Origin of the sequence: Paenibacillus sp. FSL H3-0333, assembly GCF_038002805.1 — a bacterium.
Taxonomy (GTDB): Bacteria; Bacillota; Bacilli; order Paenibacillales; family Paenibacillaceae; genus Paenibacillus_AQ; species Paenibacillus_AQ silagei.
Window position 1 is genome coordinate 464,475 of sequence record NZ_JBBODG010000001.1, and the last position, 19,623, is coordinate 484,097.

16 protein-coding genes, 1 tRNA gene and 3 rRNA genes are annotated in these 19,623 nt (G+C 51.4%); 2 read left to right on the forward strand and 18 right to left on the reverse strand.

Going from position 1 to position 19,623, the window contains the following annotated elements; translation table 11 throughout:
• The first annotated feature begins 94 nt into the window (after positions 1-94).
• Positions 95-598 (forward strand): tRNA adenosine(34) deaminase TadA, encoded by a 504-nt coding sequence (tadA, locus tag MHH78_RS02020; protein WP_268748444.1) that lies wholly within the window; start codon positions 95-97, stop codon positions 596-598.
• Positions 599-642: 44 nt separating this feature from the next.
• Complete coding sequence (locus MHH78_RS02025; protein ID WP_341166462.1) at positions 643-1,218, forward strand: GNAT family N-acetyltransferase; 576 nt, start codon at positions 643-645, stop codon at positions 1,216-1,218.
• 75 nt (positions 1,219-1,293) lie between these two features.
• Here the strand turns inward: MHH78_RS02025 and MHH78_RS02030 are convergent, their stop codons facing one another.
• The 18 genes from MHH78_RS02030 to folB form a co-directional block, all read right to left on the reverse strand.
• The gene (locus MHH78_RS02030; protein WP_076084814.1) at positions 1,294-2,388 is read right to left on the reverse strand and encodes a DUF6612 family protein; all 1,095 of its coding nucleotides are present in this window, start codon (positions 2,386-2,388) and stop codon (positions 1,294-1,296) included.
• Positions 2,389-2,491: 103 nt separating this feature from the next.
• Positions 2,492-2,644: a small acid-soluble spore protein P gene (locus MHH78_RS02035; RefSeq protein WP_076084811.1), complete on the reverse strand. Its 153-nt coding sequence runs from the start codon at positions 2,642-2,644 to the stop codon at positions 2,492-2,494.
• 12 nt (positions 2,645-2,656) lie between these two features.
• Complete coding sequence (locus MHH78_RS02040; protein ID WP_036724411.1) at positions 2,657-2,998, reverse strand: hypothetical protein; 342 nt, start codon at positions 2,996-2,998, stop codon at positions 2,657-2,659.
• A 253-nt stretch (positions 2,999-3,251) separates the two neighbouring features.
• Positions 3,252-3,340 (reverse strand) — tRNA-Ser (locus tag MHH78_RS02045).
• Positions 3,341-3,405: 65 nt separating this feature from the next.
• Positions 3,406-4,695 (reverse strand): serine--tRNA ligase, encoded by a 1,290-nt coding sequence (gene serS, locus MHH78_RS02050; RefSeq protein WP_341166463.1) that lies wholly within the window; start codon positions 4,693-4,695, stop codon positions 3,406-3,408.
• Positions 4,696-4,785: 90 nt separating this feature from the next.
• Positions 4,786-5,370: a pyridoxal 5'-phosphate synthase glutaminase subunit PdxT gene (gene pdxT / locus MHH78_RS02055; RefSeq protein ID WP_076084804.1), complete on the reverse strand. Its 585-nt coding sequence runs from the start codon at positions 5,368-5,370 to the stop codon at positions 4,786-4,788.
• An 18-nt stretch (positions 5,371-5,388) separates the two neighbouring features.
• Entirely contained in the window at positions 5,389-6,270 is an 882-nt protein-coding gene (gene pdxS / locus MHH78_RS02060; RefSeq protein WP_036724406.1) for a pyridoxal 5'-phosphate synthase lyase subunit PdxS, read from the reverse strand.
• A 120-nt stretch (positions 6,271-6,390) separates the two neighbouring features.
• Positions 6,391-7,785 carry a D-alanyl-D-alanine carboxypeptidase family protein gene (locus MHH78_RS02065; RefSeq protein WP_341166464.1) on the reverse strand — a complete coding sequence of 465 codons (1,395 nt, stop codon included), beginning with the start codon at positions 7,783-7,785 and terminating at the stop codon, positions 6,391-6,393.
• A gap of 124 nt (positions 7,786-7,909) precedes the next feature.
• Positions 7,910-9,367, reverse strand: coding sequence for an IMP dehydrogenase (guaB, locus tag MHH78_RS02070; RefSeq protein WP_076084859.1), 1,458 nt, complete (start codon positions 9,365-9,367; stop codon positions 7,910-7,912).
• 358 nt (positions 9,368-9,725) lie between these two features.
• Positions 9,726-9,842 (reverse strand): 5S ribosomal RNA (gene rrf, locus MHH78_RS02075).
• Between the two features lie 122 nt (positions 9,843-9,964).
• Positions 9,965-12,892, reverse strand: a 23S ribosomal RNA gene (locus tag MHH78_RS02080).
• Positions 12,893-13,148: 256 nt separating this feature from the next.
• A 16S ribosomal RNA gene (locus tag MHH78_RS02085) occupies positions 13,149-14,709 on the reverse strand.
• Together the 16S, 23S and 5S rRNA genes form the textbook arrangement of a ribosomal RNA operon.
• A gap of 383 nt (positions 14,710-15,092) precedes the next feature.
• Positions 15,093-16,607 carry a lysine--tRNA ligase gene (gene lysS / locus MHH78_RS02090; protein ID WP_076082836.1) on the reverse strand — a complete coding sequence of 505 codons (1,515 nt, stop codon included), beginning with the start codon at positions 16,605-16,607 and terminating at the stop codon, positions 15,093-15,095.
• Positions 16,608-16,772: 165 nt separating this feature from the next.
• The gene (greA, locus tag MHH78_RS02095; protein WP_036696487.1) at positions 16,773-17,252 is read right to left on the reverse strand and encodes a transcription elongation factor GreA; all 480 of its coding nucleotides are present in this window, start codon (positions 17,250-17,252) and stop codon (positions 16,773-16,775) included.
• Positions 17,253-17,476: 224 nt separating this feature from the next.
• A complete protein-coding gene (dusB, locus tag MHH78_RS02100) occupies positions 17,477-18,493 on the reverse strand; it encodes a tRNA dihydrouridine synthase DusB (RefSeq protein WP_036723910.1) in 1,017 nt (338 codons plus the stop codon).
• Between the two features lie 45 nt (positions 18,494-18,538).
• Positions 18,539-18,748, reverse strand: coding sequence for a helix-turn-helix domain-containing protein (locus MHH78_RS02105; RefSeq protein ID WP_036696484.1), 210 nt, complete (start codon positions 18,746-18,748; stop codon positions 18,539-18,541).
• On the reverse strand, positions 18,700-19,251 hold the full coding sequence (gene folK, locus MHH78_RS02110) for a 2-amino-4-hydroxy-6-hydroxymethyldihydropteridine diphosphokinase (protein ID WP_341166465.1): 552 nt from the start codon (positions 19,249-19,251) through the stop codon (positions 18,700-18,702). Before folK ends, MHH78_RS02105 begins: the two co-directional genes overlap by 49 nt.
• Positions 19,252-19,260: 9 nt before the next feature.
• The gene (gene folB / locus MHH78_RS02115; RefSeq protein WP_076082833.1) at positions 19,261-19,623 is read right to left on the reverse strand and encodes a dihydroneopterin aldolase; all 363 of its coding nucleotides are present in this window, start codon (positions 19,621-19,623) and stop codon (positions 19,261-19,263) included.

Below are 19,623 nucleotides of genomic sequence, written 5' to 3' on the forward strand. Positions count from 1 at the left end.
TATAAGTCGGCCGTTATCCACAGAGTTGTCCACAATTTGTTAAGAACGAATATTTGTTCGTTGTACAATGGGCATAGAAGAAGGGAAGATGCATTTGAATACCAGGCTTGAAGAACTGCCGGCGGAGGAGCGGGCCATTCATGAACATTGGATGACAGAAGCGATAGGAGAAGCCCGCAAGGCCGAGGCCTTGGGCGAAGTGCCGATTGGTGCCGTGGTCGTCCACGAAGGCCAAATTATAGGCCGCGGATATAATCTGCGTGAGACGACGCTTGACTCCACTGCCCATGCGGAGATGGTAGCGATCCGGGAAGCCAGTACAGCCCTGGGCTCCTGGCGTTTGCTCGATTGCCAGCTCTATGTTACCCTGGAGCCTTGTCCTATGTGTGCAGGAGCGATGGTGCAGTCCAGGGTGCCACTCACCGTGTATGGCACTCCAGACCCCAAAGCTGGCTGTGCAGGGACCTTGATGAACCTGCTGGAGGAATCTCGCTTTAATCACCGTACAGAGGTCATCCAGGGCGTGCTGCAGGAGGAATGCGCGGAGCTTCTGACCTCCTTCTTCCGCAAGCTGCGGAAGCGGCCTGCGAAGCTCTAGAACGCCCATTAACACTTATATTATGCTCATAAGGAGAATGCCAGATGTCGTACAAGCTGTATAACAATGCACAGGGGATCTATCTCTCGCTGCTGGAGCTTACGGATGCCGAAGAGCTGCTTAGCCTCCGTCTGCGTAACCGAACCGCACACCAGCAATTTGAGCCCCTGCGCAGTGAAGACTACTTCACCCTGGAGAGCCAGCGGCAGCTGATTAACCAGCGTATCCTGGATGCGCAGCAGGACAGCGCGTATATGTTCGGGATTTATCTGCTCAGCGGCGAGCTGATCGGCCAGATTACGATCTCCAATGTAGTGCGGGGAGTCGGACAATTCTGCGATATCGGCTATATGATCGATCATGAGCAGCAGGGGCAAGGCTATACCAGTGCCGCCGTACACCTGATCCTCGGGTATGCCTTCCGCTCTCTGGGGCTTCACCGGGTGCAGGCTGCCATCCTGCCCCATAATACCGGTTCACGCAGAGTGCTGGAAAAGAACGGCTTCCAGGCCGAAGGACTCGCGCGCCGTTTCATCCGGATCAACGGCGAATGGCAGGATCACCGCACCTACGCCATTCTGGCTGAGGAATTCCTGCCAGAGGGACAGAAATCCCCTTAACCTTCATATGTCCACACAAAAACCCGTATGAGCGAAATTTGCTCATACGGGTTTTTGGCGTGCGGAACTATGGTATTAATAAGTACCCGTACCTGTGCTTCCGAACTGTTGCTGCAGCTCTTCCAGAGTGATGACATCATCGCCTTGCGGAATGCCAATCTTGAAGGTCTGCTTCTCATTGATCTTGCTGTACTGGTTGCTTGCATTCATGGATAAGGTAACGTTCTCACCCTTGTCAGGATCATTAACCTTGATGTCCATCAGCATATCCTGGTATACCGGATAGTCATCTTTATTAACCGCTGTATTCAGGTGGAACTGGTTAATGGTAAGATACTTATTCAGATCGGCCAGGCTCTTATCAAACTCGGCACGTGCTTCGCTGGATTGCAGCTCTTCCTTGGCTTTGGCCAGGTCAGCAGAGTCAACCTGCAGCAGATCTTTATATTCATCCTTACTCAGAATATCCATGATCTTAGGCAATGCGTTGTTCACGAGGATCGTAAGCGCCTCTTTGACATTATCATTGGTTACCTTGAATTGAACCACCTGCTTGGCATCCACGCCTTCAGGCAGGCCGGCATCCTTAGGTTTGATATTGTTGAAGTATTTCGCTTCATCGTACTCGCCCAGCAGCGTATTCATCACTTCATTCGACAGCTTCTGCACTTTCTGTGCATCCATCTGCGCAGGATTGAATTCTGTTCCCTGCTCTTCGGCCAGCTTCTTCAGATCCACCTCTACGAATTTATTGACAATCGTCTCAGGAATCGGCAGGAACGGAATCGAAGGCACTTTGACGTACAGCTTCTGTCCGGACATAACCATCGGAACCGTGAAGGACATAGCCATATCCCCCTTCAGATTCAGAACCGTTGTAAGCTCTGTCTGCATCGGCTCAGCCTGATAGACTCCATCAATCGTAAGCTCTGCATTCTTAAGCATGCTTAGAATCTGACCCGTCGAAGCGTCAGCCTCATTAGTACCGGTGTCTATCGTCAGATCGTTAATGACCACCTTACTCTTCATTTCGTAAGATGTCATAGCTGTAGCTTTGGCTGCAGCTGAAGTCAGAGCCTCCTTCGGCTCCTCTTTCTTTGCACATCCCGGCAGAATTACTGCAGCAGTTAACAGTAACGCGGCAGCGGATAACCCCCACTTTTTGTTCATTATTTTTCTCCTCTCCCATGTAAAAAACTTTTTCCCCTCCCTAATGATAAACCATTTGGCAATTATGAGAAACATTTCTCAGTAATTTCGTTCCATTAGCCTATCAGCCCTGAGGATTATTGTGGTCCACATGGTTGGCCTGCTTCACCTTTTTAGACCCAGACAACGGCTCAGGACCCGATGAATGATGCTCCTTGCGGGGCTCCTGATTGTCCTGCTGTACGCCGGGTACAGGCATGCTCTTGGGTTTGCTCACTTCGATTACCTCCTATGGATTAGTTAAGCCCTGAAGGGCCTGTGCGCACTCATGAATCTGTCTCGTATACTGCTGTGCCAACAGCTGAACAGCATCTAACTGCTCATCCGCGTGTACCCCGGCCTGTTCGGCGTCAAGCAAATCTACAGCAACCTCGCGGCTATCCACATAGGTGCAGCGGAAATCCAGAGAATACCCCTGCCGTCCCGCTGCATTGAAATGGATGAGCAGACTGTTCTGGTTCGCCGCATCCCCCTGCACACTGAAGCTGTCCCCACTCTCCATCAGTTCCGGCAGCCTCTCCTGCCAGGCAGACACCAGACTCTGCTGATCTACTTGCAATTGTCGGTCCATCTTTATTATCAGCCTCCTTCTCTAATACATTGCGGAGAAAGACGGCTTTTTATTCCCGTTGGAACCGCTTCTGTGAAAAAGAGGCCTTGGCAAGTGGAAACGGCATTGCCGTCCTTTACAAGGACGGTACCGTTTCGGCGAGAAATAGAAGGATAATTTATAGCGTGAGACATATAAATTCTTATATTTCAAACAAAAAAACCGTCCTCCTGAGAGAACGGCTTCTATCTGCACTTATTTAGATGTAAAGGAATGGCGGAGAGGATGGGATTCGAACCCATGTGGGCTTGCACCCTAACGGTTTTCAAGACCGCCCCGTTATGACCGCTTCGGTACCTCTCCAATGCACTGAAATTTCACATGCAATAGGAATTATACCACGCCCCGCAAATAATATGCAACTATTATTATTGAGTTGTTTTTGCAGAAATGGATTTCACATTACGCATATACGGCTGCAGGCATTCCGGAATCAGCACACTTCCGTCCTCCTGCTGGTAATTCTCCAGAATAGCTGCTACTGTACGCCCTACAGCCAGGGCGGAGCCATTCAGCGTATGCACGAATTCAGGCTTCGCCTTCGGCTCCTTGCGGTAACGGATGTTGGCCCGGCGCGCCTGGAAGTCCTCGGTGTTGGAGCATGAGGAGATCTCGCGGTACATGCCGCTCTCAGGCAGCCACACCTCAAGGTCATACGTCTTGGCAGAGGTGAAGCCCATATCCGCCGTACAGAGCAACAGGACGCGGTAGGGCAGTCCCAGAAGCTGCAGGACGCGCTCAGCATCGGCTGTCATCTTCTCCAGCTCCTCATAGGAGCTCTCCGGGCTGGCCAGCTTCACCAGCTCCACCTTGTTGAACTGATGCTGACGGATCAGACCACGGGTATCGCGTCCGGCAGAACCGGCTTCCGAGCGGAAGCAAGAGCTATAGGCCACATGATACTTCGGCAGATCGCCAGCCGTCATAATCTCTTCACGGTAATAGTTCGTCACAGGCACTTCCGCCGTAGGAATCAGATAATACTCTGTATCCCGCAGCTTGAACAGATCCTCTTCGAATTTCGGCAGCTGTCCCGTTCCATAGAGGCTGTCCTTATTAACAATATAAGGCGGCAGCATCTCTTCATAGTTATGTTCCCCGCTGTGCAGGTCCATCATGAAATTGATCAGGGCACGTTCCAGTCTGGCACCCAGTCCTTTATAGAAGGCAAACCGGGAACCCGTAACCTTCGCCGCTGCCTCAAAATCAATGATATCCAGCTGCTGCGCCAGCTCCCAGTGGGATTTCGGAGTGAAACCAAGCTCTTTGGGCTCTGACCAGCGGCGCACTTCGACATTGTCCGCCTCGGAGGTACCTACCGGTACCGATTCATGCGGAATATTCGGGATGCTCATCGTCAACTCGTCAATTTTGGCCTCAAGCTCGCGCACTTCATCATCCAGTTCTTTGATCCGGTCCGACACCGTACGCATTTCTGCGATCAGATCATCAGCCGGTTCCCCGTTCTTCTTCTTCTTGGCTACGTCTCCGGACACAGTGTTTCGGCGGTTCTTGAGCCCTTCCGTTTCCTGAAGCAGCTCACGGCGGCGCTGATCCAGCGCCGGGAAGCCGGCAATCAAATCCAGCGACTTTCCTCTTTTATTCAGTGCCTCTTCTACTCTTGCATAATCGCTGCGCAATACTTTAACATCTAACACAAAGTTTCCCTCCTGAAAACAGCCCAAACTCTTTCAAAATGCTGTTTTGTTTGCAGCTTTGAAAGAGTCAAAGTGTCCTTATATGCGGTTCTATAGATTGGCTGCAATACGGTCCTCTACCATGTCGGCAAAATATTGATGCAGCCTGTAATCATCAGTCAATTCCGGGTGAAAAGAGCAGGCCAGCAAATTGCCCTGGCGAGCGGTTACAATCTCATCCTTATAGAGGGTAAGCACCTCGACATCAGGCCCCACCTCGTCAATAAGCGGAGCGCGGATAAATACCGCCCGCACAGGCTCAGCAATCCCCTTAACCTCGAGATCACATTCAAAGCTTTCCCGCTGGCGGCCAAAGGCATTCCTTGCCACGGTAATATCCATCAGCTCCAGATGACCGGCCTCGTCTCCGGCAATCCGCTTCGCCAGCACGATCATCCCGGCGCATGTGCCGAAAATAGGCTTCCCTTGACCCGCGAACTCACGAACAGCCTCAATAAAGCCATATTTGCGCATCAATTTGCCAATCGTTGTACTCTCACCGCCGGGAATGATCAGACCATCTACCCCGTCTAACTCCTCTACACGCTTAATAGGCAGGCCCTGCGCGCCGGTCTTCTCAATACTGACAATATGCTCTGTAACAGCGCCTTGAAGCGCTAACACTCCAATTCTCATCCGGAAGCCTTCTCTCTATTATCGGCCGCGTTCCGACATGCGTTCAGCCGGGGACAACGTGGCGATATCAATCCCCTTCATCGGAGCGCCCAGATTCTTGGATACTTCAGCAATCAGCTTGTAGTCCGTGAAGTGGGTTGTCGCTTCGACGATGGCACGGGCGAACTTCTCAGGATTGTCCGATTTGAAAATCCCGGAGCCGACAAACACCCCGTCAGCACCCAGATGCATCATGAGCGCGGCATCGGCAGGCGTAGCTACACCACCGGCAGCGAAATTAACGACAGGCAGCTTGCCCAGCTCGTGAACCTCCAGCAGCAGCTCATACGGAACACCCAGCGTCTTAGCTTCATGATATAGCTCATCAAGCGAGAGGCCGGTCACCTTGCGGATCTGGCTGTTGATATGGCGCATATGGCGGACAGCTTCCACGATGTTGCCGGTTCCCGGCTCACCCTTGGTGCGGATCATGGAGGCCCCTTCGCTAATCCGGCGCAGCGCTTCCCCAAGATCCTTGGCTCCGCATACAAAAGGAACCGTGAATTCGCGTTTGTTGATATGGAACACTTCATCGGCAGGAGTTAGCACTTCACTCTCATCGAGATAGTCTACACCCAGAGATTCTAGAACCTTGGCTTCCACATAGTGACCGATCCGCGCTTTAGCCATTACAGGGATACTCACTACCTTAATAACCTCTTCTACAATAGTAGGATCGGCCATACGTGCGACACCACCCGCAGCGCGGATATCAGAAGGTACACGCTCCAGGGCCATTACGGCTACTGCGCCTGCGGCCTCAGCAATTTTCGCCTGCTCTGCATTCATGACGTCCATAATGACGCCGCCCTTTTGCATTTCTGCCATGCCTCTTTTGACTCGCGATGTTCCTGTTTCCATATCTACGCCTCCCGTTAGATCTAACCTAATCTAACATGTTATTTTACCGCAAGGCTGTAATATATACAACCTATTTACTGGGATTTTGTCGTGAAGCTAGTACCTGTGCACCTGTTAAGGTTAGAACAGATTTTTAATTCCTTTGAACAGATCACCGAAAAAATCACCTATGGCTCTCAGCAGCAGCTTGAACCAGCCCGCCTTCTCCGCTTCCTCGGCAGTAATCAGGTTCACTGTCTTCTCTTGCGTCTGATTCATTCCTTCAATCTTATAGGAGTACGTGACCTTACCTACCTTACTGGCTCCGGCAATCGGTGCGACCAGCGTAGCCGGATCATTCGTGACCACAGTGGTCTTGATCTGCGGCGATACAGTACCCTTAGGGACCATGAACGTTACACCAGCATCCGTTACTACGGATACCTCTTTATTCTTGCCCTTCAGCACAGGCACAGTCTCAGTGCCGGCAATCACAGCCTTAGGCGCAACTACCTGCTTAATCTCGAAATTATTGAAGCCAAAATCCAGCACCTTCTTCGTTTCGGTGAAACGGTGGGCCTCAGAGTCCGCTCCCATAACTACGCTGATTAGACGCATGCCGTCACGCACCGCAGTACCCGTGAAGCAATTACCGGCGTTAGTGGTATGTCCTGTCTTCAGTCCGTCCAGGCCCGGATAAGCGTATGCCTTGAAATTGGGGATATTCTTGTTGGCTTCCAGCATCCAGTTGTAGTTAATCATCGGCTTCGAATCACGCTCGCGGAATTTATACGATTGAATTGTCGTAAAATCTGTAAACTCCGGATGATCGGTGACAATATATTTGGCCAGAATCGCTGCATCCATCGCAGACATTACCGTCTCACGGTCCTCTTCAGGCCGGTATTTAGTAGGCATGTCCTTCCGGTCCAGACCGGTGGAATTAATGAAATAAGCCGTCTTCATGCCCATCTTCTGTGCGGTCTCATTCATCTGGGTCACAAACTGCTGCTCCGAGCCAGCTACCAGTTCAGCCAAAGCAACTGTAGCATCATTGGCAGAGCCTACCGCCATCGCTATGTAGAGTTCTTTAACCGTATGTTCATCGCCCGCTGCCAGAAAAATCCGAGACCCGATCTGCTTGGACGCATTCTCCTGTATAATGACCTTTTGATCCCAGGAAATCTTGCCGCTATTCACCGCTTCAGTTACAAGGTATTCTGTCATCATCTTCGTCATACTCGCCGGAGGCATAGGCTGATCCGCATTAAGCGAGAGCAGAACCTCACCCGTTGTAGGCTCAATCAATACTGCCGATTTCAGCTTCAGTCCGAGAGATTCCACGCTTGGAATCTTGGCTACTGCCGTCTTGGCAGGGGTAGCTGCCGCCTTGGTTCCAGCCTCGGTTGTAGCCGGTTTATTTACTGCCTCTGCCATCGCAGAAGCCGCAGGAAATGCCAACATATTTAAAAGCAGACCTACTGTCGCTGTCTTAATCACAATTTGCTTACTGCTAAGTTTTCGCTTGGCCTTCAATGATTAACTCTCCTTTAATCCTCAAATCAGTGCTTGTTCTATTCTAACACAGGGGTATCTGCAAAAAAAGACAGACAGGACGAATTCGTCCCGTCTGTCGGCAAAATAAGTGATTCTCTCCGGTTTATAGAGAATAGTTCGGGGCTTCCTTGGTGATCTGGACATCATGGGGATGACTCTCACGCAGGCCTGCCCCAGTGATACGGATGAACGAGGTATCATTGCGCAGCTCTTCTAACGTCTTAGTTCCGCAATAGCCCATACCGGAGCGCAGTCCGCCGATCAATTGGTGAACCGTGTCAGACAATGGCCCTTTAAAAGCGACTCTGCCCTCAATGCCTTCCGGTACCAGCTTCTTATCATCATCCTGGAAATAACGGTCTTTACTGCCCTGCTTCATGGCGCTCATGCTGCCCATGCCGCGGTATACCTTGTACTTACGTCCCTGGTAGATTTCCGACTCTCCCGGGCTCTCTTCCGTACCGGCGAACAGGCTTCCCATCATGACTGCAGCAGCACCGGCAGCGATGGCCTTGGTAATCTCTCCGGAGTACTTAATTCCTCCGTCTGCAATCACCGGAATGCCGTATTCACGGGCTACTGTCGCACAATCGTAGATCGCGGTAACCTGCGGAACGCCTATACCGGCAATTACGCGGGTAGTACAGATAGAGCCTGGACCAATACCCACCTTGATTACAGAGGCTCCTGCTTCAATCAATTCCCGGGTAGCTTCGCCTGTAGCCACATTACCGGCTACGATGGTTAGGTCAGGATAAGTCTCGCGCAGCTTACGCACTGCATCGATAATATTGATGTGATGGCCATGTGCGGAATCCACGGTAATCAGGTCCACACCGGCTTTTACCAGTGCTTCAGTCCGTTCCAGCGTGTCCTTGGAGATCCCGATTGCCGCTCCAACCAGCAGACGTCCGTGAGCATCCTTGGCACCGTTGGGGAACTGGATAGCTTTCTCTATATCTTTAATAGTAATGAGACCTTTGAGAATATTATGCTCGTCTACCAGCGGCAGCTTCTCAATCTTGTGGCGCTGCAGAATGCCTTTCGCTTCCTGAAGAGTGGTTCCTACAGCAGCTGTAACGAGATTCTCATGAGTCATCACTTCTTTGATCTGAATATTGAAATCATGGATGAAACGCAAGTCGCGGTTCGTCAGAATACCGACAAGCTTGCCCTCTTCATCTACGATAGGCACACCCGAAATGCGGTATTTGCCCATCAGAACTTCAGCATCGGATACCCAGTGATCCGGCGTAAGTGAGAATGGATTGGTAATAACCCCGCTCTCTGAGCGCTTCACACGGTCCACCTCTTCTGCCTGCTGCTCCACGGACATATTCTTATGAATGATGCCGATCCCGCCCTCACGGGCGATAGCAATCGCCATAGCGGCTTCTGTGACTGTGTCCATACCTGCACTCATCAAAGGGATATTCAGCTTCACATTCTTGCTGAGTACAGTGGTTAAGTCCACTTCCTTAGGCAATACCTCGGATTTACGCGGAACCAGCAGCACATCATCAAAAGTGAATCCCTCTTTACCAAACTTATCTTCCCACACCTGGGTCATTCCTCCTCTAAATTCTTTTCTCTACCCGCCCGCCAACTTATGAATAAAGAAACTCCTGCGTCAAGTCCATACCCGATAGACAGCAGTAGAGGCCTGGGAGTTATACATAATTGTGTCTTTTGTTAAGGTTTGAGAGGCTTGTCCAAAAATATATTATTGTCCATCTTAGCAAAGGGCATTTGGCCTGTCAAGAATATTACACCGCTCTGTGAAGGGATTAGGCAATCCGCCCTCCGGTAAGCGAATTCTTGGACTAAAGTCCGTCTCCAGTGGACAATAGAACAAATTTCGGCGGCATCATCGTATATACAAAAAGACCACTGTCTGAGAATCAACAGTGGTCTTGTGTGCTTGGCAACGTCCTACTCTCCCAGGACCCTTCGGTCCAAGTACCATCGGCGCTGGAGGGCTTAACGGTCGTGTTCGGGATGGGTACGTGTGGAACCCCTCCGCTATCGCCACCAAACATGATTTTTCGAAGCCTACGCTTCTCGAAATCGCTACAGAAAATATCAAACCATCGGTTTAACATCCTGCCAGGCTTGATCGCCTGAAAACTGAATCCGAAACGAATCTGCGAATTATTTTTTGGATAAGCCCTCGACCGATTAGTATTGGTCAGCTCCATGCATTGCTGCACTTCCACCTCCAACCTATCTACCTCGTCGTCTTCAAGGGGTCTTACATGTTGGGAAATCTCATCTTGAGGGGGGCTTCACGCTTAGATGCTTTCAGCGCTTATCCCGTCCGTACGTAGCTACTCAGCCATGCTCCTGGCGGAACAACTGATGCACCAGCGGTACGTCCATCCCGGTCCTCTCGTACTAAGGACAGCTCCTCTCAAATTTCCTGCGCCCACGACAGATAGGGACCGAACTGTCTCACGACGTTCTGAACCCAGCTCGCGTACCGCTTTAATGGGCGAACAGCCCAACCCTTGGGACCTACTTCAGCCCCAGGATGCGATGAGCCGACATCGAGGTGCCAAACCTCCCCGTCGATGTGGACTCTTGGGGGAGATAAGCCTGTTATCCCCAGGGTAGCTTTTATCCGTTGAGCGATGGCCCTTCCATGCGGTACCACCGGATCACTAAGTCCGACTTTCGTCCCTGCTCGACTTGTAGGTCTCGCAGTCAAGCTCCCTTATGCCTTTGCACTCTGCGAATGATTTCCAACCATTCTGAGGGAACCTTTGAACGCCTCCGTTACTCTTTAGGAGGCGACCGCCCCAGTCAAACTGCCCGCCTGACACGGTCCCCGTACCCGCTAAGGGCACTAGGTTAGAACCTAGATACGATCAGGGTGGTATCCCAACGGCGCCTCCGCAGAAGCTTGCGCTCCTGCCTCCACGGCTCCCACCTATCCTGTACAGATCGTACCCAAATTCAATATCAAGCTGCAGTAAAGCTCCATGGGGTCTTTCCGTCTTGTCGCGGGTAACCTGCATCTTCACAGGTATTAAAATTTCACCGGATCTCTCGTTGAGACAGCGCCCAAGTCGTTACGCCATTCGTGCGGGTCAGAATTTACCTGACAAGGAATTTCGCTACCTTAGGACCGTTATAGTTACGGCCGCCGTTTACTGGGGCTTCGGTTCACAGCTTCGGGTTTAACCCCTAACCGCTCCCCTTAACCTTCCAGCACCGGGCAGGCGTCAGCCCGTATACTTCGCCTTACGGCTTCGCACAGACCTGTGTTTTTGCTAAACAGTCGCTTGGGCCTTTTCACTGCGGCCCCCTCGGGCTATTCACCCTACCGAGGCACCCCTTCTCCCGAAGTTACGGGGTCATTTTGCCGAGTTCCTTAACGAGAGTTCTTCCGCGCGCCTTAGAATTCTCTTCTCGCCTACCTGTGTCGGTTTGCGGTACGGGCACCTTCTCCTGGCTAGAGGCTTTTCTTGGCAGTGTGAGATCATGACCTTCGCTACTGTAATTTTCGCTCCCCATCACAGCCCAGCCTTACGATGTGCGGATTTGCCTACACACCAGCCTCACTGCTTAGACGGACATCCATCAGTCCGCGTCACTACCCTCCTGCGTCACCCCATCGCTCATAGCGGATTACGGTGGTACAGTAATTTCAAACTGTTGTCCTTCGACTACGCCTGTCGGCCTCGCCTTAGGTCCCGACTTACCCTGAGCGGACGAGCCTTCCTCAGGAAACCTTGGGCTTTCGGCGGATCAGATTCTCACTGATCTTTTCGTTACTCATACCGGCATTCTCACTTGTATACTCTCCAGCGCTCCTTACGGTACACCTTCAACGTATATACAACGCTCCCCTACCCCAGATGCAAAGCATCTAGCCATAGCTTCGGTGGTGTGTTTAGCCCCGTTACATTTTCGGCGCAGAGTCACTCGACCAGTGAGCTATTACGCACTCTTTCAATGATGGCTGCTTCTAAGCCAACATCCTGGTTGTCTGTGCAACTCCACATCCTTTCCCACTTAACACACACTTGGGGACCTTAGCTGATGGTCTGGGCTGTTTCCCTTTTGACAATGGATCTTAGCACTCACTGTCTGACTCCCGGCAAGAAGTAAATGGCATTCGGAGTTTGACTGAGCTTGGTAACCCTTGCGGGCCCCGCACCCAATCAGTGCTCTACCTCCACCACTCCATTCACCGAGGCTAGCCCTAAAGCTATTTCGGGGAGAACCAGCTATCTCCGAGTTCGATTGGAATTTCTCCGCTACCCCCACCTCATCCCCGCATTTTTCAACATGCGTGGGTTCGGGCCTCCAGTGCGTGTTACCGCACCTTCACCCTGGACAGGGGTAGATCACACGGTTTCGGGTCTACGTCCACATACTTAGTCGCCCTATTCAGACTCGCTTTCGCTGCGGCTCCGGCTTCTCACCTTAACCTTGCATGTTAAACGTAACTCGCCGGTTCATTCTACAAAAGGCACGCCATCACCCATTAATAGGGCTCTGACTTTTTGTAAGCACACGGTTTCAGGTTCTATTTCACTCCCCTTCCGGGGTGCTTTTCACCTTTCCCTCACGGTACTGTTTCACTATCGGTCGCCAGGTAGTATTTAGCCTTAGCAGATGGTCCTGCTGGATTCATACGGGGTTTCACGTGCCCCGCACTACTCGGGATCCGTCTCGGAGAGAACACAGTTTAGGCTACAGGGCTTTTACCTCTATCGCGGGCCTTTCCAGACCTCTTCGCCTACCATATTCCTTTGTAACTCCATGTGAGACGTCCCACAACCCCAAGAGGCAAGCCCCTTGGTTTAGGCTGTTCCGCGTTCGCTCGCCGCTACTGACGGAATCACTATTGTTTTCTCTTCCTCAGGGTACTTAGATGTTTCAGTTCCCCTGGTCTGCCTCTGCGTATCCTATGTATTCAGATACGAGTAACTGCGAATTACCACAGCTGGGTTTCCCCATTCGGACACCCCCGGATCAAAGCTTGCTTACAGCTCCCCGAGGCAGTTTCGTTGTTCGCCACGTCCTTCGTCGGCTCCTGGCGCCTAGGCATCCTCCGTGTGCTCTTAGTAGCTTAACCAACGTTCCGGCATTTGGCTTGTTTGCACAATCCAAAACCTTCACTTTGTAGCAACTAATAACTATTTCCACTTGCTTACACAAGTTTCAGCTAAAAGATGTTCTAAAACGCAAATTCGTTTCGGTATCCAGTTTTCAAGGATCAAGTTTCTTACTTGAGAGCTTAAACTCTCAAAACTGACCAACGAGTGAGTAACTAGCCGACCGGCTAGATTTAAGATTTGAATGTCTTCATTGCAGAAGACGATTCTCCATAGAAAGGAGGTGATCCAGCCGCACCTTCCGATACGGCTACCTTGTTACGACTTCACCCCAATCATCTACCCCACCTTCGGCGGCTGGCTCCCTTGCGGGTTACCCCACCGACTTCGGGTGTTGTAAACTCTCGTGGTGTGACGGGCGGTGTGTACAAGACCCGGGAACGTATTCACCGCGGCATGCTGATCCGCGATTACTAGCAATTCCGACTTCATGCAGGCGAGTTGCAGCCTGCAATCCGAACTGAGACCGGCTTTGCTGGGATTGGCTCCACCTCGCGGCTTCGCTTCCCGTTGTACCGGCCATTGTAGTACGTGTGTAGCCCAGGTCATAAGGGGCATGATGATTTGACGTCATCCCCACCTTCCTCCGGTTTGTCACCGGCAGTCACTCTAGAGTGCCCAGCTCAACCTGCTGGCAACTAAAGTCAAGGGTTGCGCTCGTTGCGGGACTTAACCCAACATCTCACGACACGAGCTGACGACAACCATGCACCACCTGTCTCAACTTTCCCCGAAGGGCACCTGATGCATCTCTGCTTCGTTAGTTGGATGTCAAGACCTGGTAAGGTTCTTCGCGTTGCTTCGAATTAAACCACATACTCCACTGCTTGTGCGGGTCCCCGTCAATTCCTTTGAGTTTCAGTCTTGCGACCGTACTCCCCAGGCGGAGTGCTTACTGTGTTAACTTCGGCACCAAGGGTATCGAAACCCCTAACACCTAGCACTCATCGTTTACGGCGTGGACTACCAGGGTATCTAATCCTGTTTGCTCCCCACGCTTTCGCGCCTCAGCGTCAGTTACAGCCCAGAAAGTCGCCTTCGCCACTGGTGTTCCTCCACATATCTACGCATTTCACCGCTACACGTGGAATTCCACTTTCCTCTTCTGTACTCAAGTCACCCAGTTTCCAGTGCGACCTCAGGTTGAGCCCAAGGTTTAAACACCAGACTTAAATAACCGCCTGCGCGCGCTTTACGCCCAATAATTCCGGACAACGCTTGCCCCCTACGTATTACCGCGGCTGCTGGCACGTAGTTAGCCGGGGCTTTCTTCTCAGGTACCGTCACTCCGGTAGCAGTTACTCTACCGGACGTTCTTCCCTGGCAACAGAGCTTTACGATCCGAAAACCTTCATCACTCACGCGGCATTGCTCCGTCAGGCTTGCGCCCATTGCGGAAGATTCCCTACTGCTGCCTCCCGTAGGAGTCTGGGCCGTGTCTCAGTCCCAGTGTGGCCGTTCACCCTCTCAGGTCGGCTACGCATCGTCGCCTTGGTGGGCCGTTACCCCACCAACTAGCTAATGCGCCGCAGGCCCATCCCCAAGCAGCAGATTGCTCCGCCTTTCATTCTTCTCTCAGGAGAAAAAAGAAATTATCCGGTATTAGCTACCGTTTCCGGTAGTTATCCCAGGCTTGAGGGCAGGTTGCCTACGTGTTACTCACCCGTCCGCCGCTAAGTCTGAAAGGAAGCAAGCTTCCTTTCAAACTCCGCTCGACTTGCATGTATTAGGCATGCCGCCAGCGTTCGTCCTGAGCCAGGATCAAACTCTCCAAATTGGTATTTAGAAAGAGCGATTGCTCATTTTGAAACATCTGACGAGAATGGTTACATTCTCTAATTTTGGATCTCGCCGAAGCGATCTCCGATACTCACTCGTTGTTCAGTTTTCAAAGATCAAGCTCGTTGTTAGCAGCGATGTTATCGTCACCAGCAACTCTTATAATATATCACATCCAACCGATCAATGCAAGCTCTTTTTTTCAACTTCTTGTTCGAGCCAGGCGTTGATGTTTCGCGGCCAGAAATAGAATATATCACGTATAGAGATTCAATGCAAGCATTATTTCTAAATCATTTAACCAGATTATTCAATCCCCGATGCCAAGAGAACTGCCTGAGCAGCTCCCTTGGTTATCCGGGTCTGGAATCAGAGAAATCCTCAGTCTTTATTACGCATATGAGGGAACAACAGCACGTCACGGATAGATGCTGAGTTGGTCAGCAGCATGATCAGACGGTCTACACCGATACCCAGTCCGCCTGTTGGCGGCATGCCGTACTCCAGAGCACGGATGAAATCATCATCCATCTCATGGGCTTCATCATTGCCCTGCTCTTTCTCGTGAATCTGTGCTTCGAAGCGCTGACGCTGGTCAATCGGATCATTCAGCTCGCTGAACGCATTGGCATGCTCGCGGGCCACAATGAACAGCTCGAACCGGTCGGTGAAGCGCGGGTCCTCTTCATTCTTTTTGGCAAGCGGTGAGATCTCTACAGGATGTCCCATTACGAATGTCGGCTGAATCAGCGTCTCTTCCACAAACTGCTCGAAGAACGCATTCAGGATATGTCCGAAGGTCATATGCTTCTCTACCGGTACCCGGTGTTCCTTAGCCAGAGCCTGTGCTTCTTCATCCGTCATCTGAACACCGAAGTCTACTCCGGTTACTTCCTTAACGGCATCCACCATAGTAACGCGGCGCCAGCCTGGAGACAGATCCACTTCCTGTCCTTGATAATTAATTATCTGGGAGCCCAGCACCTCGCTGGCAATATGAGCGATCAGGCTCTCTGTCAGATGCATAATGTCCTTGTAATCCGCATACGCTTCATACAGCTCGATCATTGTGAATTCCGGATTATGGCGTGTTGAAATACCCTCATTACGGTATACACGGCCAATCTCATAGACTTTCTCCAGACCGCCGACGATTAGGCGCTTCAGGTGCAATTCGATGGCAATCCGCATATACAGCTGCATATCCAGCGTGTTGTGGTGGGTAATAAACGGACGGGCCGCTGCTCCGCCAGCGATGGCATGCAGGGTCGGAGTCTCCACCTCTAAATAGCCCAGCGAGTCCAGATAACGGCGCATCGACTGGATAATCCGTGAACGCATGATGAAGGTCTGCTGTACCTCAGGGTTAATGATCAGGTCCACATAACGCTGACGATAGCGGAGTTCTACATCCTTCAGACCATGATACTTCTCGGGAAGCGGAAGCAAGGACTTGGACAGCACCTCAAGGTTATCCACTTTAATAGAGGTTTCGCCGGTCTTTGTCTTGAACAGGGTTCCCCGGATACCGACGATATCGCCAAGATCAAGGATCGTGAAGGCTGCATATTGCGACTCAGGGATACTGTCCTGGCGCACATAGATCTGGATTTTGCCGCTAAGGTCCTGGATGTGAGAAAAGCTTGCCTTGCCCATGACCCGTTTCGCCATAATGCGTCCGGCCACACTAACCTCCAGCGCCAGCTCGTCCAGCTCTTCCTTGGTTAGCCCGTCGTATTTGGCCAGAAGATCGCCTGCAGCAGCGGTACGCTCATATTTCTTGCCAAACGGGTCGATCCCGAGTGCGCGGAGCTCGTCCAGCTTGCCCCGGCGGATCTGCAGCAATTCACTTAATTCATTCTCTGTAGCTTCGACGTTGTTGATTTCTTCCGTCATGTTCTTCATCCTCTCTTACTCACTATACAAAAGAAGAAACGGCTCCGCCCCGATCTAGAGGACAGTCCGTTCCGTTACAAAATATAAGCTGTATGTGTTCACCCATATTTTACGGCTGGCTGTAACTTTGAAAAAAGCTTCCCTAAGGAAGCTTTCGGAACCGTCTTACTTCATTTTGATATCAAGAATTTTATATTGAATGACGCCTGCAGGGACACTAACATCCACAATCGTACCAATCTTCTTGCCGATGATCGCTCTGCCTACAGGGCTCTCATTGGAGATTTTGTTGTTCAGCGGATCGGATTCGGCAGTACCCACGATGGTGTACTCCATAATGTCGCCATACTCCATATCTTCAACGTTCACCGTTACTCCGATGCTTACCACATCTGTCACGATCTCATCACTATTAATAATACGGGCATTGCGGAGCATCTTCTCCAAAGTAAGAACCCGTCCTTCAATGAAGGCCTGTTCATTCTTCGCGTCTTCATATTCCGAGTTCTCACTGATATCTCCGTAGCCGATGGCCACTTTGATACGTTCCGCTACTTCGCGGCGTTTAACGGATTTGAGGAACTCCAGTTCTTCTTCCAGACGCTTAAGTCCGTCCGGTGTAAGGATGACTTCTTTATCGCTCATCTTAACCGATTCTCCTGTCGTATACATTTATTGAAAACACCATACTATATGCGAATCCGGAGGGATCAGAACCCTCCTTCACCATTGCTCCTGCTGTAACGGCGATTTTATACTGTGAAATTATATTGGAACCGCTACAAAATGTCAATGACGCCCCATATAATGTTTAGCAATAATCAATAAAGCACACAGGAACGGGGCTTAGTCCCAGGAATATGTGAGGCTCATACGGCAAAAAGCTCGCTATCCGCGCTGTTCTGCTCCTCATCCTGCTTAAGCTGACCGACAAAATCATTCAAAATCCGCACCATCTCGTCACGTTTCGTTTCTTCCATAATAACGTCCTTCACACGGGCCGCCGCCTTAAAGCCCTTCAAATACCAGGCCAGATGCTTGCGCATCTCGCGGACAGCCACCGCTTCACCCTTAAGAGCAATCAGGCGGTCCATATGAAGAATGGCTACCTTAATCTTCTCTTCAGCGCCAGGCTCAGGCATCAGAACACCGGTATCCAAATATTGAATCGTCCGGTACAGCATCCACGGATTGCCCAGTGCGCCACGCCCGATCATTACACCGTCACAGCCAGTCTGGTCCAGCATCGCCCGCGCATCCTCCGGCGTATTCACATCGCCATTGCCGATTACCGGGATCGATACTGCCTCTTTAGCCATACGGATATAATTCCAGTCGGCGCGTCCCGTATAGAGCTGCTCGCGGGTCCGCCCATGTACGCTGACCGCCGCTCCGCCGGCCCGTTCTACCGCACGTGCATTCTCTTCAACGAAGATATGCTCGCTGTCCCAGCCAATCCGCATCTTCACGGTGACCGGTTTGTCCACGGCCTCCACTACTGCGGATACCATCTCGTATATTTTGTCCGGATTCAGCAGCCAGCGCGCTCCGGCATCGCATTTCGTCACCTTCGGCACCGGGCAGCCCATATTGATGTCGATGATATCGGCATTCGTCTCTTTATCGACAATTCTCGCCGCATCCACCAGTGATTCCCGGTCCCCGCCAAAAATCTGCAGGCTCAGCGGTTTCTCACGCTCATCAACAAACAGCATCTCACGCGTACGCTGGTTGCCATGTACAATCGCTTTGCCGCTAACCATCTCCGCACAGACCAGGCCAGTCCCGAATTCCTTGGCAATCAGACGAAATGCCGGGTTACATACGCCAGCCATAGGCGCCAGCACGACCTGATTCTTCAATTCAATATCACCAATCTTCAGCATGGCCCAATCACTTCCCTACCTTAATTTGTAACGTTCAGCCCGTTCTCATGGTGCCGGATGGGCCAATTCCTCTACTGTCACTTCCAGAAAATCCGCAATTTTATTTAAAATTTGATCTTCCAAACGTCTGTTTCCCCGCTCCACTGCGCCAAGCACAGCAAGTGATATTCCGACAGAATCCGCCAGTTCCTGCTGCGTGTAGCCCTTCAGCTTCCGGAACGCTCTGACCCGCATTCCCATACGTTTGTTGTCCACAGGCGAATTCCTGCCTTTCCGTCTATGTCTTGCAGCGCTGTTGTAATTAATCTGCGGAATCCGGAAGACTCTTCGTTCTGCGATAAGATATCGCTGAGCGGCAGAAGGACAAACGCCCGCTCCAGCATCCTCGGATGAGGCAGCGTCAGATCCGGCGTGTCCAGGGTCAGCCCCTCTACCCACAGCAAATCCAAATCTACCGTTCTCGGTCCATACCGCACATCCCGGACCCGGCCTAACTGGGTCTCCGTGTCCAACATCACATGAAGCAGCTCCTCCGGTGCCAGTGTGGTGCGCAGAACAGCCGCCATGTTAAGAAACTGAGGCTGATCGAGATATCCGACAGGCTCCGTCTCGTAGACCCGGGAGGTGCGGATAACTTCAATCTTGTCGTGATGCGCCAGCCGGTGCAGGGCTTCTCTCAAGGTGCCTTGACGGTCACCCAGGTTAGCCCCTAAAGCAATATAAGCCTCTGATGCCTCAGAGGTGGAAGGTATGTTCATCAGTCTGTCTCACTTTCTCGTCCGGCGCAATTCTACAGTGACTCCCTGAAAATGAATATCAAAAGGAGGATGCGGCTTGGTCACCTGGACCGTTACTGCATTGATAACAGTATAAGTGTCCAGTAACCCGGATGCAATATGTTCCGCCAAAGCTTCTATCAGCTTGAAGGACTGGGTTTCGACAATTTTTTTGACCAAAACATGAACTTCAGCATAATTCACAGTCTGCTCCAGATCATCGCTGAGCCCTGCTCCCTGCAAATCAAGCTCCAGCTCAAGGTCGATATAATAACGCTGGCCGAGCTTCCGCTCCTCTTCGAACACTCCGTGGTAACCGTAGTACTCCATGCGGTGCAGCTTCATTTTATCCAT